This is a genomic window from Streptomyces sp. NPDC021562, from assembly GCF_040640875.1.
Classification (GTDB): Bacteria; Actinomycetota; Actinomycetes; order Streptomycetales; family Streptomycetaceae; genus Streptomyces.
Genome location: NZ_JBFACN010000010.1, coordinates 116,516 through 137,867, shown reverse-complemented (window position 1 = coordinate 137,867; position 21,352 = coordinate 116,516). Strand labels below are relative to the sequence as shown.

Below are 21,352 nucleotides of genomic sequence, written 5' to 3'. Positions count from 1 at the left end.
TGCACGGCGGAGGCTGGAACACGTGAAGGGGACAGCCGACGGAGAGCGGAGGCAGAGGATGCGTCAACTGGTGTTGCGCAATGACGAATTGGCCGGTGCCGAGGGCTTCGGCCGCGCCGAGGTCGTCCCGCTGCGCGAAGAGGCGCAGGAGCCGCGCCCGGCGCGGGGCATGCGGCGGGCCGGGGGGCTGCTGGTCGCCTGCGGGCTCGGCCTGCTGCCGTGGCTGTACGTGCTGGCCACCGGCCTGCCGGCCACCGCGACCGCGGCGCACTGGCCGGTCGCCTGGGTCGGGCTCGACGCGCTGGAGGCGCTCGGCCTGATCGCCACCGGCCTCCTCGCCGCCCGCGGCGACCGGCGGCATGCCCTGGCAGCCGCCGCGACCGCGACGCTGCTTGCGGTGGACGCCTGGTTCGACACCGCGACCGCCGCCGCGGGCGGCGACTTCGCCACCGCGGTCGCCATGGCGCTCGGCGCCGAACTGCCGCTCGCCGCGCTGTGCGGCCGGCTGGCGCTGCGGGCGCTGAGCCGGCCCGCGTGACGCCGACCGCCCAGCCACACGCCACGGACCACATCGATCCACCGGAGAACACCATGCACCGCAGCACCACCGCCCCCGTCGCCCCGATCCCCGCCCGGACCCGCTGGGCGGTCGCCGCCGGCGTCGGTGCCGCCTTGGCCGCCACCTGGTGGCTGGGCGACACGGCGCCCTATCCCTACGCCCAACGCGGCCTGCTCGAAGTGCCGTTGCCCTTCCTGACCGCCGACCGGACGGACGCCGTCCTGCGGCCGCGGCCGGGGGAGCGGATCCTGGAGATCGGCCCGGGGACCGGACTGCAGTCGCTGCACGTCGCTCCGCAGCTCGGCCCGGAGGGCCGGCTCGACGTGCTCGACATCCAGCAGGAGATGCTCGACCACGTGATGTGCCGCGCAGAGCGCGCAGGCCTGGCGACGATCACGCCCACCTGCTCGGACGCACGTGAGCTGCCCTACGCCGACGGGACGTTCGACGCCGTGTACGCCGTGACCGCGCTCGGCGAGATCCCCGAGCCGGATCGGGTGCTGGGCGAGGCGGCACGGGTGCTGGCACCAGGCGGGCGACTGGTGATCGGCGAGTTCTTCGACGGGCACTGGATCCCCTTCGGCCGGCTGCACCGGCTCGCCGACGCCGCCGGCCTGCACCTGTCCGAGCGCCGCGGCCCAAGTCCGGCGTACCTTGCCCGCTTCCGACCCTGCGGAGCCCACGCGCCCGTTCCCCGGGGCGAGCACCTCGCCGACGGCGGGCGGCGGCGATGAGGCGAGGCTGTCGTGGTGCGGTGCCGACAGGGGCGGCCCGAAAAGCCGATGCAAGGGCCGCAATGTGCTTGAGAGCATGACTCTCATGCTGGAAGCCGTGGACACCGCACACATACCCCGCCGTACGGCACCCCCCACCTGGCTGGTCGTGGCGCTGGCCTGCGCCGGGCAGTTCCTGGTCGTGCTCGACGTGTCCGTGGTGAACGTGGCACTCCCGTCGATGCGGGCCGGACTCGGCCTGAGCGCCACGGGTCTCCAGTGGGTGGTGAACGCGTACGCCATCGCCTTCGCCGGGTTCATGCTGCTGGGCGGACGCGCCGGCGACCTCTACGGTCGCAAGCGGATGTTCCTGGTCGGGCTCGCCCTGTTCACGCTGGCCTCGCTCGGCGGCGGACTCGCCCAGGACGGCTGGCAGTTGCTGCTCGCCCGCGCCGTGCAGGGGCTCGGCGCGGCCGTGCTGGCGCCGTCGACCCTGACCCTGCTGACGGCCGCCGTGCCGGAGGGGCCCGCGCGGGCGCGGGCGATCGCCACCTGGACGGCGGTCGGCGCCGGCGGCGGCGCGGCGGGCGGACTGGTCGGCGGGGTGCTGGTGGACCTGCTGTCCTGGCGCTGGGTCCTGCTGATCAACGTGCCGGTGGGCGCGCTGGTCCTCGCCGGGTCCGTGCTGTGGCTGACGGAGAGCAGGACCGGGGACGGCCGGCGGCTCGACCTGCCCGGCGCGCTGCTGGTCACGGCGGGCCTGGGAACCCTGGCCTACGGCATCTCGCAGACCGAGGCCAAGGGCTGGACGGCGGCGGCCACCCTGGTCCCGCTGGTGACGGGGGTGGCGCTGATCGGTCTCTTCCTCGCCGTCGAGGCGCGTACGACGGCCCCGCTGATGCCGCTCGGGCTGCTCGGCCGGCGGTCGGTGGCGTCGGCCAACGCGGCCATGCTGGTCTCCGGTTCGGCCATGTTCTGCATGTGGTACTTCATGACCCTGTACGCCCAGAACGTCCTCGGCTACAGCCCCCTGGAGGCCGGTCTCGCCCTCGTGCCCAGCTCGGTCGCGGTGCTCGTCGGCTCGAAGTCGGCACCCCGGCTGATGCGAAGGTTCGGGGTGCGCACGGTGGCGGTCTCGGGCTCGCTGGTCGCCGCGGCCGGGTTCGCCTGGCAGTCGACGATGGGACCGCACGGCGCCTACGCGACGGCCATCATGTTCCCCGGCGTCCTGATGATGCTCGGCGCGGGCCTGGCCGCGACGCCGCTGGCCGCGCTCGGCACGTCCGGGGCGGCGCCCGCGGAGGCCGGGTTGCTGTCCGGGCTGATCAACACCTCGCGCACGATGGGCGGCTCACTGGGGCTCGCGGTGATGTCGACGATCGCGGCGGCCCACACCGGGGGCGGTGGCGGGGCGGCGGCCCTGACACAGGGGTACGCGGCGGCCTTCCGCACCAGCACCGGCGTGCTGCTCGCCGCGGCGGCACTGATGCTGCTGTGGCTCCCACGCCGGAATCCGTCCACGGAGCAGCCCTCGCGGGAGACCGGGAAAGGCCCCACCGCGCACCGCACCCACCACTGACGGCCCTCGCTCCGGCGACCCGCGGCGGCCGGGGCGCGAGGCAGGTGGCCCCGCTCACAGCCACCCCTGTTGCCTCGCCTCCCGGACCGCCTCCGTGCGGTTGCGGGTGCCGGTCTTGCCGATCGCCGCGGACAGGTAGTTGCGGACCGTCGACTCCGACAGGTGCAGCTTCGCCGCGACGTCGGCGACGGTCGCGCCGTCCGCCGACGCCTTGAGCACATCGCACTCGCGTGCGGTCAGCGGGCTCGGCCCGGCGCTGAGCGCGGCCGCGGCGAGCGCGGGGTCGACCACGGTCTCCCCGGTCAGCACCCGCCGGATGGCCCGGGCCAGTTCCTCGACCGGCCCGTCCTTCACGAGGAACCCGGCCGCCCCCGCCTCCATCGCCCGGCGCAGGTAGCCGGGCCTGCCGAAGGTGGTCAGGATCAGCACCCGGCAGTCCGGCGCCTGCTCGCGCAGCTCCGTCGCCGCGTCCAGGCCGCTGCGCACCGGCAGTTCGATGTCGAGGAGGGCCACGTCGGGCCGGTGGACCAGCGCCGCGTCCACGATCGCGTCCCCCGTGGCGACCTGCGCGACGACCTCGATGTCCGGTTCCATGCCGAGCAGTAAGGCGAGCGCCCCGCGCATCATCCCCTGGTCCTCGGCGAGCAGCACCCTGATGGACGTGCCGGGGCGGTGGTCCCGGGGCATCTCGTTCGCAGGCTCGTACACAGCCCAAGCCTAGCTTCGGACCCGGCAATTAAAGAATGGTCATTGTTCCGCTCCGCAGGTCTTGACCGAGCTTGACCGTGCTCAAACAATCACCTCTGCAATTCCCTGAACGGTCGGCGAGCGGTCGGCATTTCGGCAACTGAAGAGGTTCGGCATGTCGATCGAACGTCGTTCGGAATACCGGACAGGAACCCGCACCGCCCTACGAGGAACCGAAGAAGAGGTGCATCGTGTTCTCAGTGTCCCCACCAGCCGCGCGGGGTCCGCGGCGACTGAAGAGAGCCGTCCTGTCCGTGCTGGCGGCCTTCGCGACCGTCGCCGCGCTCGTCGTCGGGGCGGGCACCCCCGAGGCCGCCGCCGCGAGTTCGCTGCCCTGCGACGTCTACGCCGCCGCCGGCACGCCGTGCGTGGCCGCGCACAGCATGGTCCGGGCGCTGTACGCGTCGTACAGCGGCTCGCTCTACCAGGTGCAGCGCGCCTCGGACGGCGCCACGGCCGACATCGGCCTGCTGACCGCCGGCGGCTACGCCGACGCGGCCGCGCAGAACTCCTTCTGTGCCGGTACCACCTGCGTCGTCACCAGGATCTACGACCAGTCCAGCAGGCACAACGACCTCACCGTGGAGGGCGCGGGCGGGGCCGGCGCGGCCGACGTCGGGGCGCCGGCGGACGCGCTGCCGGTGACCGTCGGCGGCCACCAGGTCTACGGCCTGGAGATCTCCGCCGGCATGGGCTACCGGGACAACTCCACCTCCGGTGTCGCCACCAACGGCGCCGCCGAAGGGATGTACATGGTCACTTCCGGCACCCATGTGAACGGCAGCTGCTGCTTCGACTACGGCAACGCCGAGACCAACAACAAGGACACCGGCAACGGCCACATGGATGCCATCAACTTCGGCACCGAGTGCTGGTTCGCGCCCTGCCACGGCTCCGGCCCCTGGGTGCAGGCGGACCTGGAGAACGGCCTGTTCGAGTCGAACCTCGGCCACAGCACGAACGCGTCGGACACGGGCACAGGAGCGATACCTTTCGTCACCGCGTTGCTGAAGAACAACGGTCAGGACCATTTCGCACTGAAATGGGGAAACGCCCAATCGGGCGGTCTCACCACCACGTATTCCGGCAGTGAGCCCAGCACCGGCAGCGGTTACTCGCCGATGCACCAGGAAGGCGCGATCGTCCTCGGCACCGGCGGCGACAACAGCAACGGCTCGATCGGCTCGTTCTTCGAGGGCGTGATGACCTCCGGCATCCCGACCGACGCCGCCGACGACGCCGTCCAGTCGAACATCGTCTCCGTCGGCTACGGCGGCGCGACCGGCTCCACCGGCACCCTCGGCGCCGCCTCCGAGATCTCGCTGAGGGCGACCACGTCCTGCTGCACCGCCGACTACGTCCGCCACCAGAACGACGCCGGCGTGCTGTCCGCCATCACCTCCGCCAGCTCCGCCCTCGACAGGAACGACGCCACCTGGATCGTCCGCCCCGGACTCGCCGGCAGCGCCTGCGTCTCCTTCGAGTCCCGCAACTACCCCGGCGACTACCTGCGCCACTACAACTTCAGGATCTACCGACAGCCCATGGACGGCACCAGCCAGTTCAGACAGGACGCCACGTTCTGTCCGACGACCGGCAGGAGCGGCACCGGCACCTCCTTCGCCTCGTACAACTATCCGGCGAAATACCTGCGCCACTACGACTACAACCTCTACATAGCGAGCGACGGCGGCTCCAACGCCTGGGACAGCGCCACCTCCTGGACCGACGACGTGAGCTGGGCCGTCAGCACCCCCTGGGCTCCCTAGGGGCCGTCGGCACCAGCGGCTCCTGCGCCTCGGTGGGGAGTTCCGCGACGACCGTGAAGCCGCCGCGCGGCGACGGGCCGGCCCGGAGGGAACCGCCCGCCGCCGCGAGGCGTTCGGTCAGCCCCTTCAGGCCGGTGCCGCCGACGCCCTCCGCGCGCGGGCCCGCGCCCGCGGCCCCGGTGCCGTTGTCGGCGACCGTGAGAGTGACCCGTTCGGCACCGCCGTCGACCGTGATCTCGCAGCGGGTCGCGCCGGAGTGCCGTACGACGTTGGTGACCGCCTCGCGCACCACCCAGCCCAGCAGCGCCTCGGTCGCCGGAGCCAGCGGGGCGCCGGAGCGGACGGCCACCGGCTCCACCCCGGCCGCGTCCAACACCGAGCGGGCCCGGTCGAGTTCGGTGCCGAGACTGCCCTGGCGGTAGCCGGTGACGGCCTCCCGGATCTCGGTGAGCGCCTGCCGGCCCACCGACTCGATGTCGGTGATCTGGGCGAGCGCCGCGTCCATGTCCCGGGGCGCCAGCCGCCGGGCCGCCTCCGACTTCACCACGATCACCGACATGGTGTGGCCGAGCAGGTCGTGCAGGTCCCGGGAGAACCGCAGCCGCTCCTTCTCCACCGCCTGGTGCGCCAACTGCTCGCGAGCGGCGCGCAGTTCCCGTACCGCCTCGGAGAGGCTGAGGATCGCCGCCGTCACCATCGTCGAGATCCAGGTGGCGTAGGCGATGTTCAGGCCGTTCCAGCCCTCGTGACCGGCGGCGACCGCACCCCCCAGCACGGCGACGGCCGCACCCGCCCAGCGCAGGTGCTCGCCGCGCAGCGCCGCGCCCGTCGCCAGGCCGAGGAGGGGGAAGAACAGCAGCCAGTTGCCGCCGTAGCCGCCGGCGAGGCCGCAGGTGAGCGCGGCCAGCAGGACCAGCGCCACCCGCGTCGAGGGCGCCTGCCGCTTCTCCTTCACGAAGGCGCGGGCCGCGACGTAGATGTAGAGGGAGTTGAAGGCGAGCAGGCCCAGGCCGCCGATCCACGGATTCGGGGTCTTGCCCTGGAACAGGTTGGAGAACGCGCCCAGCCCCATCAGCAGCCAGGGCACCAGGGAGAAGGCGGTCGGCGGCGGACCCGGCCGCTCCGGCAGCTCGGCGCCGGTCCGGCGCGCCTCCTTCTGCGCGGCCCGGAAGGACCGCAGGTCGGCCCGCCACCGCCCGCGCGCCGCCCGCCACTCGCGCAGCCGCCCGCGCACTCCTCGCGTCCAGTACATCTCTCGCTCCCCCGGTCAGCCGGTCCGGCCGGACCGGCGGTACGACAGCACAGCGTACGAACCGAACACCAGCAGCCAGAAGGCCAGCACCACGACCGCCGACAGGGCCGGGGCACGGCCGGCCGCGACCGAGGTGCCCAGCTGGGCGAAGCGGTAGGTGGGCGTGTACGCCGACACCGCACGCAGCCAGGCGGGGAACAGAGCGACCGGGAACCACAGTCCGCCGAGCACCGCGAGCCCCAGGTTGCAGGCCATGTTCGCCACGCCCGTGGTCTGCCCGGTCAGCCGGTAGCCGTTGCCGAGGCCCAGCAGGGTGAACGGCAGCGAACCCAGCCACAGCAGCACCGCGACCGCCGCCCACTGCCAGGCGGCCAGCCGTACACCGTTCAGCAGACCGCCCGCCGCGAGCACCGCCGTGATCGCCGGCAGCACCGTCACCGAGCCGGTCAGGGCCCGGCCGACGACGACCTGGCGGGGCGTCATCGGCGTCACCCCGAGCTGCCGAAGCCATCCGATCGCCCGATCCTCGGCGACCCCGCCCCCGGTGTTCAGCGCCGAGCCGACCGCCCCGTACCCGGCCATCCCCACCATCGCCCCGGTCTTCCAACTGCCGTCGTCCGCGCCCAGGTTGGTGAACAGCAGATACATCAGCACGGGCATCGCGATCCCGCCGACGACGAATCCCGCGTCCCGCAGGGTACGGCGCACCTCGAGGCGCAGATAGTCCAGCATCACCGCACCTCCGTCACGGCCGGGACGAGGGACCCGGGCTCGGACGCCGTCAGGGCCAGGAACGCGTCGTCCAGCGAGGCCGGCGCGACCTCCAGCCCCCGTATCGCGTCGAGCGCGGCCAGCGCGAGCACCGTCGCGTCCGGGTCGTCGGTGCGCAGCCGGGCCCGGTCGCCGCGGATCTCCAGGGAGCGCACTCCCGGCAGCCGCTCCAGGCCGTCCGCCGGGCGGCCGGCCAGGTCCACGGCGACCAGACCGCCGCCCACCGAACGCCTGAGCTGCTCGCCGGTGCCGTCCGCGACGATCCGGCCGCGGTCGATGACCAGGATGCGGTCGGCGTACCGGTCCGCCTCCTCCAGGTGGTGCGTGGAGAACAGCACCGTGTGGCCGCGGCGCGCCAGCCCCCGCATCGACGCCCAGAACGCGTGCCGCGCCTCGACGTCCAGCGCGGCCGTCGGCTCGTCCAGCACCAGCAGCGCGGGGTTCCCGGCGAGGGCGACGGCGAACCGGACCCGCTGGACCTGGCCGCCGGACAGCCGGTCCACGCGCCGGTCGGCCAGTTCGGCGATCCCGGCCAGCGCCAGGGCCCGCGCCACCGGCAACGGCGCCGGATAACGCCCGGCGACGAAGCCGACCAGCTCGCGGACCGTGACCCGCGGTACGGCCCGCGCCTCCTGGAGCATCGCGCCGACCCGGCCCGCCCGCACCGACCGCTCCGGCGCCGCGCCGAAGAGCCGTACCGTGCCCTCGTCCGGTTCGGTGAGGCCGAGCAGCAGCGAGATCGTGGTCGACTTGCCCGCGCCGTTGCGGCCGAGGAGGGCGACCGTCTCACCCGGCGCCATGGTCAGGTCGACGCCGTCCACGGCCCGTACGGCACCGAAGGTCTTGACCGCGCCCGCGAAGGACACGGCGGCACTCTGCGTCTGCATCATGGACACGAAGCTACGAACCCGGGCCGCCCGTCCGGCAGATGCGCATGTACGGACTCCGGCAGGACAAATGTCCCGGCTTCCCGGTGACTCGGCGCCGTGAGCTGACACGCCGTCAGGTGTCTTCACAAGTCTCGGCCCCTGGGCTATACAAGGGGCGCCGGACTGGAACGCGTTCTAGACAAACACGCCCCGTGGACGGCCTCGGTGCGGCCGACGGTGCGGACGGCCGTGCCGAGGTCTTGAGACACCTCAGGAGCCGTATGCCCATCGACGCCGCCAAGGCCCTCGCCGCCGAACCCCGGTCCGGGGAGATCCGCTGGGAGCGCCGGGACGTCCAGCTCTACCACCTCGGCATCGGCGCGGGCCGCCCCGCCACCGACCCCGACGAACTCCGCTACACCCTGGAGACCCGGCTGCACGTCCTGCCCAGCTTCGCCACCGTCGCGGGCGCCGGCTCGCCCGGCGTGATCAGCGGACTGTCCATGCCCGGCGTCGACGTCGACCTCGCCCGGGTGCTGCACGGCGGCCAGCGTCTCGAACTCCACCGGCCCATCCCGGCCGCGGGCACCGCCACCGCCACCGGCCGGATCGCCGCCGTGTACGACAAGGGCAAGGCGGCCGTCCTCGTCATGCGCACCGAGGTCGCGGACGCCGACGGCCCGCTGTGGACCAACGACGCGCAGATCTTCGTACGGGGGGAGGGCGGCTGGGGCGGCGACCGCGGCCCCGTCACCCGGTCCGAACCGCCCTCCGGCGAACCCGACCGGACCGTGGAGCGGCCGATCCGCGAGGACCAGGCCCTGCTCTACCGTCTCTCCGGGGACTACAACCCGCTGCACGCCGACCCCGAGTTCGCCAAGCTCGCCGGCTTCGACCGGCCCATCCTGCACGGACTGTGCACCTACGGCATGACCCTCAAGGCCGTCGTGGACACCCTGCTCGACGGGGACGTGTCGCGGGTGCGGACGTACACGACACGGTTCGCCGGGGTGGTGTACCCGGGGGAGACCCTCCGGATCCGCATGTGGCGGACCCCGGGGACCGTCCGGGTCGCCGTCGGTGCCGCCGAGCGCGCGGACGCGCCCGTCCTGGCCGACACGACCGTCGAACACTCCTGATCCAGAAGGCACCACCGCGAAGGCATCCGACCAGGCAGGTGAGGGGAGCCGCACCATGCGCGCAGCCGTACTGCACGAGATCGGCCAGGACAAACTGGAGGTCCTCGACGACGTCGAGGCGGCCGGGTTCGGGCCCGGCAGGGTACGCATCCGGGTGCGCGCCACGGGGCTGTGCCACTCGGACCTGTCGGCGATGAGCGGGGTGCTGCCGCAGCCGGGGCCGTTCGTGCCGGGCCACGAGGGCGCGGGCGAGGTCCTGGAGGTGGGGGAGGGCGTCACCCGGGTGAAGCCCGGCGACCGGGTGGTGATCTGCTGGCTGCCGGCCTGCGGTGCCTGTCCCGCCTGCAAGCGCGGGCAGACCGAGCTGTGCCTGGCCGGGTTCATGAACGCCGGCACCCCGAACTTCAAACGCCCCACCGGTGACGTCTTCGGCTTCGCGGGCACCGGCACCTTCGCGGAGGAGGTCGTGGTCGACGCCGGGTGCGCGGTGCCGATCCCGGACGACGTGCCCTTCGACATCGCCGCGCTGATCGGCTGCGGGGTGACCACCGGGCTCGGCGCGGCCCTCAACACCGCCGACGTGGAAGCCGGTTCGTCGGTCGCCGTGATCGGGTGCGGGGGCGTCGGCATCTCGGCGATCCAGGGCGCGCGGCTCAAGGGCGCGGCCGAGATCGTCGCCGTCGACCCGGTCGCGTCGCGGCGCGAGTCGGCGCTCGGGTTCGGGGCGACCAGGGCCGTCTCCCCGGACGAACTGCCCGGCGCCAAGCAGGAGGTCACCGCGGGCGAGGGTTTCGACTACGTCTTCGAGGTCGTCGGCAGGTCCGCGACGGCGCGCACGGCGTACGAGAACACCCGGCGCGGCGGCACCCTGGTCGTCGTCGGCGCGGGCGCCATGGACGACTTCCTCCAGCTCAACATGTTCGAGCTGTTCTTCGACGAGAAGCGCATCCTGCCGTCGATGTACGGCGGCGGTGACGTGGTCCGCTCCTACGAGCGCACGATCGCCCTGTGGCGGGCCGGCCGCATCGACCTGGCGGGCCTGATCACCCACCGGGTGCCGCTGGCGGAGATCAACGAGGCGCTGGACCAGATGCGCACCGGCACCGCCCTGCGTACCTGCATCGAGATCTGAGAGGCCGCGGCATGGCGCAGGACAGGCCCCTGGAAGGGCTCAGCGCGATCGTCACCGGCGCGGGCCGCGGACTCGGCCGCGCGGAGGCGCTCGAACTAGCCCGGCTGGGCGCGGCCGTCGTCGTCAACGACTTCGGGCAGCCGGGCCGGGACGGTTCGGGGGCGGCCTCCGCGGGGCCCGCCGAGCAGGTCGTGGAGGAGATCCGCGCGGCCGGTGGCGAGGCGGTCGCCCACACCGGGGACGTGGGGGACTTCTCGCAGGCGCGAGACCTTGTCACCCTCGCGACAACCACCTACGGAAAGCTGGACATCCTCGTCAACAACGCCGGCATCCTGCGCGACCGCATGGTCTTCTCGATGAGCGAGGACGAGTGGGACTCGGTGATCCGGGTCCACCTCAAGGGCCACTTCAACACCACCCGCTTCGCCGCCGCGCACTGGCGGGACCGGGCCAAGGCGGCGGCCGGCGGCACGGTGTACGGCCGGATCGTCAACACCTCATCCGAGGCCTTCCTCGCGGGATCCGCCGGGCAGCCCAACTACGCGGCCGCAAAAGGCGGGATCGTCGGCCTGACCACCTCCACCGCCCTCGCCCTCGCCAAGTACGGCGTGACCGCCAACGTGATCTGCCCGCGCGCCCGCACCCGGATGACCGAGGACGTCTTCGCCGGGTTCGGGCAGCCCGCCGAGGGCCTCGACCCGCTCGCCCCGGAGCACGTCGCCCCGCTCGTCGGCTACCTGGCCGCACCGGCCGCCGAACGGATCAACGGGCAACTGCTGGTGGTCCACGGCGGCATGGTCGCGATCGTCGAACGGCCCCGCGTCCAGGCGAAGTTCGACAGCAAGCAGGACGCCTTCGACTACGCCGAACTCGACGCCCTGCTCACCCCGCACTACGCGGACCGGCCGCCGGGGGAGACCTTCGCGGCGGCGGAGGTGCTGGCACTGAAGCGCCGGTAGGACCGGGTACGACAGCGGCCCCGCCCCCGGTGAGGGGGCGGGGCCGCTGCCGTCGGTACCGTCAGGCCGCCGACTCGGCCGGCTCCTGCTTGCGGTGCCGGCCGCTCGGAGCCGACTCGCTGTCCTGGGCCGAGACGTGACCACGGTGCTTCCCGTGACCGTCCGTCTCCTCAAGGCCGGCGGACAGCTGCTGGGACGTGCTGGCGTCGCTCATCGGAAGAATTCACCCCGTCAACATGATCTTTCTTACAGCGCGGAGATTTTATCCGGACCGGCCCGGGGCGGATCCAGGCGGGCACGCCGACCGCAGCTAGTTTGTTACAACCGGCTCCGGCGGCCCCTGCCGCAACGGCAGCTCCAGGGAGCTCCGCTCCAACGTCTGCCCCGCCGAAGGCGGTTGAAACCGCCGCTCCAGCCGCACCCACCGCACCGGCCGTTCCCCCGACACCGGCTCCACCGGACGCCCCGCCGACACCGGCCGCAACGGCCCACCCAACGGCGCCTGTTGCAACGGCACCGGCCGGGCCACGGCAGGCACCGGGGGACTCCCGACAGGCACCAGAGGCTCCGACTCCGCCGACTCCACCAACTGCCCGGCGGCACCCGGCGCCCCGGAGGTATCCGTGCCCCCGTACGCACCGACCCGCCCGGAGGCGCCCGGCGGCCCGTACGCGCCGGGCCCTTCGGAGGCACCGGGCGCTCCGGACTCACCGGACTCTCCGAACGCACCCGGCAGCCCGTACGCACCGGGCCCTCCGGGCGCGTCCGGCGCCCCGGCAGCCCCGCCGACCCGAATCGGGCACCCCGGGCCCGCGCCCCCCGCGTCCGCCGACCCCCTGGGCCCTCCGACCTCCTCCACGCCGCCCGCGCCTCCCGACCCCCTGGGCCCTCCGACCTCCTCCACGTCTCCGGCGCCCCCCGCGTCCCCCGGCCCCCCGTGCTCCCCCGACCCCCCGACCCCCGCGAAGCCCCCCGTCCTCTCCGCGTCCCCCGGGCCCCTCAAGCCCCCCAAGCTCCCCAGACCCCCGGAACCCCCCGTCTCCCCCCAGGGCACCACCACCGCCGCCACCCCGCACGGGGCCTCCCCCGTGCTGTACGGCAGCCGCAGGACCCCGTCCCGCGTCCACAGCCCCGCGCCGGTCAGCCACCCCTCCGGCGCCGTGAGATGGCACATCCGCCGGTCCCCGGGCCGCCAGGCCCCCACCCAGCCGCCCAGCGGACCCTCGATCCACAGCGCCACCCCGCAGCTCTCCGGCGTCAGCACCTGCCCCGGCTGGATCGCGAACGGCGTCACCGTGCAGTCCGGCACCCCCGGCACCCGCAGGCTCTCCGGGAAGCGCACCGGCAGGGTGCTGCCGAGGACACCCCAGCCCAACCGCTCCTGCCCGGGACAGGGCGCGTCCGAGCCGACCAGGATCAGCCCGCTGTCCGGATCGGCGAGCAGCAGCCGGTCGTCGCTGTCCGGCGCGATCTGCAACAGCGGCGACACCTCGCCGCCCCGCTCCAGGTCGACCACGACCGCCTTGGTCCGGCCGCCCAGCTCCCGGTCGAGCGCCAGCATCCGCCCGCCCCGGTCCAGCCAGACCCCGCCCGAACAGCGCCCCGGCACCACCGCGAGCGGCTCGGGCCCGAAGGCCCCGCCCGCCACCAGCCACACGGTGGCGGACCGCGGCCCGGCGGCCAGACCGTACGCCCGGGTGCCGCCCGGCGCGGGCGGCAGCAGCCGCAGCGACGTCCCCTCGTCCGGGCACTCCACCGCGCCCAGCGGCAGCTCGCCGGTGCCCGGGCCGGTCGGGTACAGCAGGGCGAAGTGGTGCCTGCCGTCCACCAGCCGGCGGATCAGCACCCGCCCGTCGCGCAGCGGCTGCACCTCCGTGTCCGGCTCCTCCGGCTGGTTGCCGGGCAGCGGTACGGCGTACGGCTCGGGGCCGTCCAGTGTCCAGCGCTCCGGGAAGCAGGAACCATCCTGCTGGGCCAGCCGGGCCGCGTACGCCCCGTCCACCGTGATGGTGCAGCCCGCCACCGGCGCGCTGTCGTCCTCGCCCGCAGCCGAGGGTTCGATCGCACAGGCCGTCATCGCTCGGTCACCTCCGGCCACGAAGCTAGTTTTCGCACGCACAGGCGGGGGACCGGCGCCCCACCGCTTCACACATACGGGTGCACGCGGGACGATTCGCCTGAGGAAACGGGGACGGATGTGCTGCCGGTCGTCTCCCGTGGGCGAGCAGGTACATCCCCGCGGAACAGGCAGGTAGCCTTTCCCCGTGCCCCGTCTGTCTGAAGTCATCACCGCCCTGGAGACCCTGTGGCCCCCCGAGCGGGCCGAGTCCTGGGACGCCGTCGGCACGGTCGTGGGCGACCCCGGCCAGGAGGTCACCCGGGTCCTGTTCGCCGTCGACCCGGTGCGCGACGTCGTCGACGAGGCGGTGAAGCTCGGCGCCGACCTGCTGGTCACCCACCACCCGCTCTACCTGCGCGGTACGACGACGGTCGCGGCGAGCCACTTCAAGGGCCGGGTCGTGCACACCCTCATCAAGAACGACATCGCGCTGCACGTCGCCCACACCAACGCCGACACCGCCGACCCGGGCGTCTCCGACGCGCTCGCGGGCGCCCTGGACCTGCGGGTCGTACGACCCCTCGTGCCGGACCCCACCGACCCGGAGGGCCGCCGGGGCCTCGGCCGCGTCTGCGAGCTGGACCACCCGGTCACCGTCCGGGAGCTGGCGGACCGCGCCGCGGCCCGGCTCCCCGCCACCGCACAGGGCATCCGCGTCGCCGGCGACCCCGAGGCCCCGGTGCGCACGGTCGCCGTCAGCGGCGGCTCCGGCGACAGCCTCTTCGACGTCGTACGCGCCGCCGGGGTCGACGCCTTCCTCACCGCGGACCTGCGCCACCACCCGGCGTCGGAAGCGGTCGCCCACAGCCCCCTCGCGCTGCTCGACGCGGCGCACTGGGCCACCGAATGGCCCTGGTGCGAGCTGGCCGCGGCCCAGCTCGACGAGATCTCCGACCGCCACGGCTGGGACCTGCGCGTGCACGTCTCCAGGACGGTCACCGACCCCTGGACCAGCCACTCACCGTCCCTTGGAGCCCCCAACTGAACGCAGCGCCCGCCGACCAGATCCGACTCCTCGACGTCCAGGCCCTGGACGTACGCCTCCAGCAGCTGGCGCACAAGCGGAAGTCGCTGCCCGAGCACGCCGAGATCGAGTCGCTGACCAAGGACCTCACGCAGCTGCGCGACCTGCTGGTCGCCGCGCAGACCGAGGAGAGCGACACCGCCCGTGAGCAGACCAAGGCCGAGCAGGACGTGGACCAGGTGCGTCAGCGCGCCGCCCGCGACCAGCAGCGCCTGGACTCCGGCGCGGTCACCTCGCCCAAGGACCTGGAGAACCTCCAGAAGGAGATCGTCTCCCTCGCCAAGCGCCAGGGCGATCTGGAGGACGTCGTCCTGGAGGTGATGGAGCGCCGCGAGTCCGTGCAGGAGCGGGTCGCGGAGCTGTCCGAGCGGGTCGGCGCGGTGCAGGGCCGCATCGACGAGGCGAGCGCCAAGCGGGACGCCGCGGCCGAGGAGATCGACGCCGAGGCGGCGACGGTCACCAAGGAGCGCGAGGTCATCGCCGCGGCCGTCCCCGCGGACCTGCTCAAGCTCTACGACAAGCTGCGCGAGCAGCAGGGCGGCATCGGCGCGGCCAAGCTGTACGCGCGCAGCTGCCAGGGCTGCCGCCAGGAGCTCGCCATCACCGAACTGAACGAGATCCGCGCGGCCGCCCCCGACACGGTGGTCCGCTGCGAGAACTGCCGCCGCATCCTGGTGCGCACGGCCGAGTCGGGCCTGTAGAACACCTGGGGGACTTGAGGGGCTGAAGGGGCTTACGTGGCGAGGGAGTTCATCGTCGAGGCGGACGGCGGCTCCCGGGGCAACCCGGGGCCCGCCGGCTACGGCGCCGTGGTCATCGACGCGGCGACCGGCGAGACGCTGGCGGAGGCGGCCGAATACCTCGGCGTCGTCACCAACAACGTCGCCGAGTACCGCGGCCTGCTGGCGGGCCTGCGCGCGGCCCGCGCCCTGGACCCGGACGCCGCCGTCCACGTCCGCATGGACTCCAAGCTGGTCGTCGAGCAGATGTCCGGCCGCTGGAAGATCAAGCACCCCGACATGAAGCCCCTGGCCACGGAGGCGTCCCGGGTGTTCCCGCCGGACCGGGTCACCTACGAGTGGATCCCGAGGGCCGAGAACAAGCACGCCGACCGCCTGGCGAACGAGGCGATGGACGCGGGCAAGCGCGGGGAACAGTGGTCGGCCTCGACGTCGACCGCCGACCTGGACACCAGAACCCCAACGCCCCCTGCGGCGGGCGCACCCGAGCGGCCGCGGGTGACCGGGGACGCGGTGGCGGGTGCCGCGCAGGTACGCGCGGCCCTGGCAGCGCCCCGACGGGGGCGCGCGGCCGGGACGTCCGCGGCTCCGCCGCGCGGGCTCGACCAGCCCCCGCTCACCGGCACGGTGGCGACCGCCGACGCACCGACCGCCGACTCACCCCCCGCCGACGCACCCCAGGCCGACACCCGCGCCGCGCGCAATGTCGCGACGGCGCCTCGGCCGGCCTCCGGCTGGGCCCCGGCCGACATGGGCGCCCCCGCCACCTTCGTCCTGCTCCGCCACGGCGAGACCCCCCTCACCCCCCAGAAACGCTTCTCCGGCAGCGGCGGCACCGACCCCGCCCTCTCCGAGGTCGGCCTGGACCAGGCCCGCCGGGTCGGCGAGGCCCTCGCCCGGCGCGGCACGATCGAGGCGATCCTCGCCTCGCCCCTCACCCGCACCCGGCAGACGGCCGCCGCCGTCGCCGACCGCCTCGGTCTCGACGTCACGATCGACGAGGGGCTCAAGGAGACCGACTTCGGCGCCTGGGAGGGCCTCACCTTCGGCGAGGTCCGCGAACGCCACCCGGACGACCTCACCGCCTGGCTCGCCGACCCGGAGGCGCACCCCACCGGCGGCGGTGAGAGCTTCGCCGAGACGGCCACCCGGATCGCGGCCACCAGGGACCGGCTCATCGCGGCCTACGCGGGCCGCACCGTCCTGCTCGTCACCCACGTCACCCCGATCAAGACGTTCGTGCAACTCGCCCTCGGCGCCCCGCTCCAGTCCCTGTTCCGCATGGAACTGTCGGCGGCCTCGCTGTCGGCGGTGGCGTACTACGCGGACGGCAACGCGAGCGTACGGCTCTTCAACGACACGTCCCACCTGCGTCCCTGAGGTTCGCGGCGGCCCGCGCCAGCGACTCGACGCGGGCCCAGTCCCGGGCGGCCACGGCATCCGCGGGGATCATCCAGGTGCCGCCGACGCAGCCGACGTTCGGGAGGGCGAGGTAGTCGGGCGCGTTGTCCGGCCCGATCCCTCCCGTCGGGCAGAACCGGGCCTGGGGCAGCGGACCGGCGAGGGACTTCAGGTACGCCGTGCCGCCGGCGGCCTGCGCCGGGAAGAACTTCATCTCCCGCACCCCGCGCTCCAGGAGCGCCACGACCTCGGAGACGGTCGACACCCCCGGCAGGTACGGCACCCCGGACGCGGCCATCGCCGTCAGCAACCCGTCCGTCCACCCCGGGCTGACCAGGAACCGAGCTCCGGCCCCGACGCACTCCGTCACCTGCGCGGGCGTCAGGACCGTACCCGCACCGACCACCGCGTCCGGCACCGCGCCGGCGATCTCCCGGATGGCGTCGAGCGCGGCAGGCGTCCGCAGCGTCACCTCGATCGCGGGCAGCCCGCCGGCCACCAGCGCCCGCGCCAGCGGCACCGCGTCGGCGGCGTCCTCGATCACGACGACGGGCACGACGGGCGCGAGGTCCAGCACGGAGGTGGGCATGGCGAACATCCTGCCGACGCGATGCAGGGTGCGCAAAGGGCATTGCGTATGTTGCAATGCGACGTACGGGGCGTACGGGCCTCAGTGAACCTCGGTCACCAGCACGTCCAGCGCCCACGGCTGCCCCGCCTTCGCGGGCGCCTCCGCCTCCACCTCGTACCCCAGCTCCCGCAGCGCCTCCACCAGCTCGGCCGGACCGGCCGGCGCGATCCCCGCGGCCAGCAGGCTCCGCACCATGCGCCCCTTCGTCGCCTTGTTGAAGTGGCTGACCACCTTCCGGGTCGGCGCGTGCAGCACCCGCACGGTCGCCGTCCGCCCGGCCACCTCGCCCTTCGGCTTCCACGCGGCCGCGTACGCCGCCGACCGCAGGTCCAGCACCAGCCCCGACCCGGCCGCCTCCGGCAGCACCTCTGCCATGGGCCCGCGCCAGTACGTGCCCAGCGCCCCGAGTCCCGGCAGCCGCACCCCCATCGAGCAGCGGTAGGAAGGGATCCGGTCGGTCACCCGGACCGCGCCCCACAACCCCGAGAACACCAGCAGCGACCGCGCCGCCCGCCGCTTCGCGGCCGGGTCCAGGGACGCCAGGTCGAGGGCGTCGTACAGCACCCCGGTGTAGATCTCCCCGGCCGGCCGCGCGCCCGCCGTCCGCAGCGCCGCGTTCTTCGCGACCTCGCCACGCAGCCCCTCGCTCAGCCCGAGCACCTCGCGCGCCTTCTCCTCGTCACCGGCGCACAGGTCGACCAGCTCCGCGAGCACCGCCTCGCGCGCCGCCGCCAGCCCCGGCAGGGACAGCGACTCCGGCTTCAGCGGGGCGCCACGACCCGAGGACGCCTTGCCTTCCGAGGGCGGCAGCAGGACCAGCACGAATACTCCTCATCACCAACGATGTTCCTCATCAACGCTTCGCGCCAGCGTAAGGCGCCGGAGCGGTGCGATGTGACTACGCTCGTCCTATGCCCAGCCGCCACATCCGTGTCAAGGGTGCCCCCGAGGCTCCCCTCCGGGCCGCGCTCGCCGCGCTCAGGACCGACCTCGGCGTCCCCGAGACCTTCCGGTCCGAGGTCCTCGCGGAGGCCGAGAGCACCGCGAGGTTCCCGGCCGTGCCCGGCCACGACGCGACGGACATCCCCTTCTTCACGGTCGACCCGCCCACCGCGAACGATCTGGACCAGGCGATGCACCTCTCCCGGCACGACGGCGGCTACCGCGTCCGGTACGCCATCGCCGACGTCGCCGCCTTCGTCGTACCCGGCGGCGCCCTGGACTCCGAGGCGCACCACCGCGTCAACACCCTCTACTTCCCGGACGAGAAGGTCCCCCTGCACCCGCCCGTGCTGAGCGAGGGCGCGGCCAGCCTGCTACCCGGGCGGCCCACCCCGGCCGTGCTCTGGACCATCGACCTGGACGGGGAGGGCCGGACGGTGACCGCCGACGTCCGCCGGGCCCTGGTCCGCAGCCGGGCCAAGCTCGACTACGCGGGCGTGCAGCAGCGGATCGACGAGGGGACCGCGGAGGAGCCCGTCGCCCTGCTCAGGGAGATCGGCGAGGCCCGCGAACGCCTGGAGGTGGCGCGCGGCGGCATCTCACTCAACGTGCCGGAGCAGGAGATCGTCGAGTACGACCACACCTACGAGCTGACCTACCGCGCCCCGCTGCCCGCCGACGCCTGGAACGCCCAGGTCTCCCTGCTCACCGGCATGGCCGCGGCCGACCTGATGCTGGCCTACGGCACCGGCGTGCTGCGCACCCTCCCGACCGCCCCCGACGGCGCGGTGGCCCGCCTGCGCCGTACCGCGCACGCGCTGCGCATCGAGTGGCCGCACCACGTCTCGTACGCCGCGCTGATCCGCTCCCTGAACCCGCGCCGCCCCCGCCACGCGGCCTTCCTCCAGGAGTGCACCACGCTGCTGCGCGGCGCCGGTTACACCGTCTTCCAAGGCGGTGTCCTCCCCTCGAACACCACCCACGCGGCCGTCGCCGCCCCCTACGCCCACTGCACCGCACCTCTGCGCCGGCTGGCCGACCGCTACGCCTCGGAACTGTGCCTGGCGGCGGCCGCCGGCGAGGAGCCGCCCGACTGGGTCCTGATGGCGCTGGACACGCTCCCCAAGCAGATGGCCGAAGGGGCGCGGCGCGCCGGCACGGTCGAGCGGGAGTGCGTCGACATCGTCGAGGCCGCCCTGCTCAAGGACCGGGTCGGGGAGGTCTTCGACGGCTGCGTGGTGGAGGTCGAGCCGCACCGGCCGACCGTGGGCAAGGTGCTGTTGCAGCAGCCCGCCGTCATAGGCCGGATCGAGGCCCCCGCTCCTCTCCCGCTGGGCGAGCGGCTGCCGGTGCGGCTGACGGAGGCCGACCCGGGGACGACGAAGGTACGGTTCGCCCCCGCGTGAGCTGCCGTACGAGGGTCAGGCGGCGACGAACCAGCGGGTGAGGGCGTCCTTGAGGCCGGCGCCGCCGTCCCCTTGGTGGTCCTCGTCCGCGGCCCAGGCGACGAAACCGTCGGGCCGTACCAGCAGACCGGTCAGCCCCGGACGCGCGGGGCAGGCGACGGTCAGCACGTCGACCCGGTCGGCGTACCCCTGCGCGAGGGTGCGCAGCGTGGGGTCGTCGGCGAGGTCGAGGAGCAGGGCGCGGCCGTGGTGCAGGTGGTCGCCGAGCCGGGTGCCGTCGGAGAGCTCCAGGTCCGGGGCGCTCTGGCCGGTGAGCGGGTGGTCGCCGGGCAGGTCGTAGTGCTGCCAGACGCCGGAGATCTGCTTGACGAGGTACGTCGTCCCGGTCGTCGTCAGCGCCAGGTCGGTGACCACCCGGCGCAGGGCGCGGGCGTGCCGGTCGGGACGCATCGCGGCGATCTGGGCGCGGGTCCAGTCCAGCACCCAGGCGCCGACGGGGTGCCGTTCGGCGGTGTAGCTGTCGAGGAGCGAGTCGGGGGCCGACCCGCGCACCACGGCGGCGAGCTTCCAGCCCAGGTTCATGGCGTCGCCGAGCCCGAGGTTGAGCCCCTGCCCGCCGAACGGCGAGTGCACGTGCGCCGCGTCCCCGGCGAGCAGCACCCGGCCCTCGCGGTAGGTGCTCGCCTGCCGGGCGTTGTCCGTGAACCGGGTCGAGGTGAGCACCTTGTGGACGGTCACCTCCTCCACCCCCGACACCCGGCGCAGGGCGGCCTGGAGCTCCTCGGCGGTGACGGGCGCCGACCGGTCGGCGGGCGGCCCGTCGAACTCGACGGTGAGGATCCGGCCGGGGAAGGGCCCGTTGACGTACGTCCCCACGTCCGTCGTGTTCCACCCCGTCCCGAGCCGCTCGCCCCCGGTCATCTCCACGACCGCCTGATAGCCGGTGATCTCCGGTTCCGTGCCCGGGAAGCCGAACCCGGCGAGCTTGCGGACGGTACTGCGCCCGCCGTCGCACCCCACCAGCCACCCGGCCGTGATCCGTGCCCCGTCGGCGAGGTGGACGACGACGCCGCCCTCGTCGGCATCGAAGCCGGTCAGCTCCGCGCCCCGGCGCACCTCGACCCCGAGCCGTTCGGCGCGGGCGCCCAGGATCCGCTCCAGCTCCACCTGCGGCACGCCGAGCCCGACGCCGTCGGCGGGGCCGATGTCGGCGAACGCCGGGTCGGTGGGGTCGAACAGGTCGCCGCGCATCATGATCCCGGCGAAGTGCCCGGCGAACTTCGGGGGAGTTCGGGGCGCGTCGGCGCCCTGCTCCCGCTTCTGGTCCCCGAGGAAGGCCCGCACCCGCCACCGGTTCCTCTCCCAGGCGGCGGCGAGGTCGGGCAGCATCCCCCGCCGGTAGAGCGCCACCGCGCCCGCCGTGTTGATCCCGCCCGCCTTGATGGTCTCGTCCACCTCGGCCAGCCGCTCCACGACCAGCACGCTCGCACCGCCGAGGCGCAGCTCGCCGGCGAGGAAGAGGCCGACGGGTCCGCCGCCGACCACCACGAGGTCGTAGTCGTGGTCGCTTTTGGGTTCTGTCGTCATCGTCATGGCTTCA

General features: G+C 73.9%; 19 protein-coding genes and 1 pseudogene. 11 read left to right on the top strand and 9 right to left on the bottom strand.

Annotated features, from left to right (window positions below; translation table 11 throughout):
* The first annotated feature begins 58 nt into the window (after positions 1-58).
* From AB0G52_RS17640 to AB0G52_RS17630, 3 genes are all read left to right on the top strand, one after another.
* On the top strand, positions 59-538 hold the full coding sequence (locus tag AB0G52_RS17640; RefSeq protein WP_361337200.1) for a hypothetical protein: 480 nt from the start codon (positions 59-61) through the stop codon (positions 536-538).
* Positions 539-591: 53 nt separating this feature from the next.
* Positions 592-1,293 carry a methyltransferase domain-containing protein gene (locus AB0G52_RS17635; RefSeq protein WP_361337199.1) on the top strand — a complete coding sequence of 234 codons (702 nt, stop codon included), beginning with the start codon at positions 592-594 and terminating at the stop codon, positions 1,291-1,293.
* A 76-nt stretch (positions 1,294-1,369) separates the two neighbouring features.
* Complete coding sequence (locus AB0G52_RS17630) at positions 1,370-2,851, top strand: MFS transporter (protein ID WP_132886506.1); 1,482 nt, start codon at positions 1,370-1,372, stop codon at positions 2,849-2,851.
* 54 nt (positions 2,852-2,905) lie between these two features.
* Here the strand turns inward: AB0G52_RS17630 and AB0G52_RS17625 are convergent, their stop codons facing one another.
* Entirely contained in the window at positions 2,906-3,538 is a 633-nt protein-coding gene (locus AB0G52_RS17625; protein ID WP_132887027.1) for a response regulator transcription factor, read from the bottom strand.
* Between the two features lie 260 nt (positions 3,539-3,798).
* On the opposite strand from AB0G52_RS17625, the gene AB0G52_RS17620 reads away from it, so the two are divergent.
* On the top strand, positions 3,799-5,367 hold the full coding sequence (locus AB0G52_RS17620; protein WP_132886505.1) for an arabinofuranosidase catalytic domain-containing protein: 1,569 nt from the start codon (positions 3,799-3,801) through the stop codon (positions 5,365-5,367).
* Here the strand turns inward: AB0G52_RS17620 and AB0G52_RS17615 are convergent.
* The 3 genes from AB0G52_RS17615 to AB0G52_RS17605 are packed head-to-tail and all read right to left on the bottom strand — an operon-like array spanning position 5,345 to position 8,280.
* On the bottom strand, positions 5,345-6,619 hold the full coding sequence (locus tag AB0G52_RS17615; protein ID WP_361337198.1) for a sensor histidine kinase: 1,275 nt from the start codon (positions 6,617-6,619) through the stop codon (positions 5,345-5,347). The two genes, AB0G52_RS17620 and AB0G52_RS17615, sit on opposite strands and share 23 nt — an antisense overlap.
* A 15-nt stretch (positions 6,620-6,634) precedes the next feature.
* Positions 6,635-7,351, bottom strand: a complete 717-nt coding sequence (locus AB0G52_RS17610; protein ID WP_132886503.1) for an ABC transporter permease — start codon at positions 7,349-7,351, stop codon at positions 6,635-6,637.
* The gene (locus tag AB0G52_RS17605; protein ID WP_361337197.1) at positions 7,351-8,280 is read right to left on the bottom strand and encodes an ABC transporter ATP-binding protein; all 930 of its coding nucleotides are present in this window, start codon (positions 8,278-8,280) and stop codon (positions 7,351-7,353) included. The genes AB0G52_RS17610 and AB0G52_RS17605 overlap by 1 nt, the downstream gene beginning before the upstream one ends.
* A gap of 260 nt (positions 8,281-8,540) precedes the next feature.
* On the opposite strand from AB0G52_RS17605, the gene AB0G52_RS17600 reads away from it, so the two are divergent.
* From AB0G52_RS17600 to AB0G52_RS17590, 3 genes are read left to right on the top strand one after another with little or no spacing between them, the layout of a single operon-like run.
* Positions 8,541-9,398 carry a MaoC/PaaZ C-terminal domain-containing protein gene (locus tag AB0G52_RS17600; RefSeq protein ID WP_132886501.1) on the top strand — a complete coding sequence of 286 codons (858 nt, stop codon included), beginning with the start codon at positions 8,541-8,543 and terminating at the stop codon, positions 9,396-9,398.
* Positions 9,399-9,453: 55 nt separating this feature from the next.
* Entirely contained in the window at positions 9,454-10,530 is a 1,077-nt protein-coding gene (locus AB0G52_RS17595; protein ID WP_361337196.1) for a Zn-dependent alcohol dehydrogenase, read from the top strand.
* An 11-nt stretch (positions 10,531-10,541) separates the two neighbouring features.
* Positions 10,542-11,489 carry a 3-oxoacyl-ACP reductase gene (locus AB0G52_RS17590; protein WP_361337195.1) on the top strand — a complete coding sequence of 316 codons (948 nt, stop codon included), beginning with the start codon at positions 10,542-10,544 and terminating at the stop codon, positions 11,487-11,489.
* Between the two features lie 61 nt (positions 11,490-11,550).
* Here AB0G52_RS17590 and AB0G52_RS17585 read toward each other — a convergent pair whose 3' ends face one another.
* Both AB0G52_RS17585 and AB0G52_RS17580 read right to left on the bottom strand, forming a co-directional pair.
* Positions 11,551-11,703, bottom strand: coding sequence for a hypothetical protein (locus AB0G52_RS17585; RefSeq protein WP_165939233.1), 153 nt, complete (start codon positions 11,701-11,703; stop codon positions 11,551-11,553).
* An 843-nt stretch (positions 11,704-12,546) separates the two neighbouring features.
* A pseudogene (locus AB0G52_RS17580) lies at positions 12,547-13,566 on the bottom strand (hypothetical protein); the annotation flags it as partial.
* Positions 13,567-13,753: 187 nt separating this feature from the next.
* On the opposite strand from AB0G52_RS17580, the gene AB0G52_RS17575 reads away from it, so the two are divergent.
* Genes AB0G52_RS17575 through AB0G52_RS17565 form a run of 3 tightly spaced genes read left to right on the top strand, consistent with a single transcriptional unit; the run spans position 13,754 to position 16,752 of the window.
* Positions 13,754-14,593, top strand: a complete 840-nt coding sequence (locus AB0G52_RS17575; protein ID WP_132886498.1) for a Nif3-like dinuclear metal center hexameric protein — start codon at positions 13,754-13,756, stop codon at positions 14,591-14,593.
* A complete protein-coding gene (locus AB0G52_RS17570) occupies positions 14,590-15,333 on the top strand; it encodes a C4-type zinc ribbon domain-containing protein (protein WP_132887026.1) in 744 nt (247 codons plus the stop codon). Before AB0G52_RS17575 ends, AB0G52_RS17570 begins: the two co-directional genes overlap by 4 nt.
* A gap of 36 nt (positions 15,334-15,369) precedes the next feature.
* Entirely contained in the window at positions 15,370-16,752 is a 1,383-nt protein-coding gene (locus tag AB0G52_RS17565) for a bifunctional RNase H/acid phosphatase (protein ID WP_361337194.1), read from the top strand.
* Here the strand turns inward: AB0G52_RS17565 and AB0G52_RS17560 are convergent.
* Positions 16,724-17,371, bottom strand: coding sequence for a bifunctional 4-hydroxy-2-oxoglutarate aldolase/2-dehydro-3-deoxy-phosphogluconate aldolase (locus AB0G52_RS17560; protein ID WP_361337268.1), 648 nt, complete (start codon positions 17,369-17,371; stop codon positions 16,724-16,726). The genes AB0G52_RS17565 and AB0G52_RS17560 overlap by 29 nt on opposite strands.
* Before the next feature lie 72 nt (positions 17,372-17,443).
* Positions 17,444-18,226 carry a peroxide stress protein YaaA gene (gene yaaA / locus AB0G52_RS17555; protein WP_361337193.1) on the bottom strand — a complete coding sequence of 261 codons (783 nt, stop codon included), beginning with the start codon at positions 18,224-18,226 and terminating at the stop codon, positions 17,444-17,446.
* Positions 18,227-18,315: 89 nt separating this feature from the next.
* On the opposite strand from yaaA, the gene AB0G52_RS17550 reads away from it, so the two are divergent.
* Positions 18,316-19,752 (top strand): RNB domain-containing ribonuclease, encoded by a 1,437-nt coding sequence (locus AB0G52_RS17550; protein ID WP_361337192.1) that lies wholly within the window; start codon positions 18,316-18,318, stop codon positions 19,750-19,752.
* Between the two features lie 15 nt (positions 19,753-19,767).
* Here the strand turns inward: AB0G52_RS17550 and AB0G52_RS17545 are convergent, their stop codons facing one another.
* Positions 19,768-21,345, bottom strand: a complete 1,578-nt coding sequence (locus AB0G52_RS17545; protein ID WP_361337191.1) for an FAD-dependent monooxygenase — start codon at positions 21,343-21,345, stop codon at positions 19,768-19,770.
* Positions 21,346-21,352 lie beyond the last annotated feature (7 nt).

Bases quoted from the DNA above. Each gene is read 5' to 3' on its own strand.
- AB0G52_RS17610 (WP_132886503.1), bottom strand. From the start codon at position 7,351: ATGCTGGACTATCTGCGCCTCGAGGTGCGCCGTACCCTGCGGGACGCG.
- AB0G52_RS17585 (WP_165939233.1), bottom strand. From the start codon at position 11,703: ATGAGCGACGCCAGCACGTCCCAGCAGCTGTCCGCCGGCCTTGAGGAG.
- AB0G52_RS17605 (WP_361337197.1), bottom strand. From the start codon at position 8,280: ATGATGCAGACGCAGAGTGCCGCCGTGTCCTTCGCGGGCGCGGTCAAG.
- AB0G52_RS17600 (WP_132886501.1), top strand. From the start codon at position 8,541: ATGCCCATCGACGCCGCCAAGGCCCTCGCCGCCGAACCCCGGTCCGGG.
- AB0G52_RS17590 (WP_361337195.1), top strand. From the start codon at position 10,542: ATGGCGCAGGACAGGCCCCTGGAAGGGCTCAGCGCGATCGTCACCGGC.
- AB0G52_RS17560 (WP_361337268.1), bottom strand. From the start codon at position 17,371: ATGTTCGCCATGCCCACCTCCGTGCTGGACCTCGCGCCCGTCGTGCCC.
- AB0G52_RS17625 (WP_132887027.1), bottom strand. From the start codon at position 3,538: ATGCCCCGGGACCACCGCCCCGGCACGTCCATCAGGGTGCTGCTCGCC.
- AB0G52_RS17640 (WP_361337200.1), top strand. From the start codon at position 59: ATGCGTCAACTGGTGTTGCGCAATGACGAATTGGCCGGTGCCGAGGGC.
- AB0G52_RS17550 (WP_361337192.1), top strand. From the start codon at position 18,316: ATGCCCAGCCGCCACATCCGTGTCAAGGGTGCCCCCGAGGCTCCCCTC.
- AB0G52_RS17545 (WP_361337191.1), bottom strand. From the start codon at position 21,345: ATGACGATGACGACAGAACCCAAAAGCGACCACGACTACGACCTCGTG.
- AB0G52_RS17635 (WP_361337199.1), top strand. From the start codon at position 592: ATGCACCGCAGCACCACCGCCCCCGTCGCCCCGATCCCCGCCCGGACC.
- AB0G52_RS17615 (WP_361337198.1), bottom strand. From the start codon at position 6,619: ATGTACTGGACGCGAGGAGTGCGCGGGCGGCTGCGCGAGTGGCGGGCG.
- AB0G52_RS17630 (WP_132886506.1), top strand. From the start codon at position 1,370: ATGACTCTCATGCTGGAAGCCGTGGACACCGCACACATACCCCGCCGT.
- AB0G52_RS17595 (WP_361337196.1), top strand. From the start codon at position 9,454: ATGCGCGCAGCCGTACTGCACGAGATCGGCCAGGACAAACTGGAGGTC.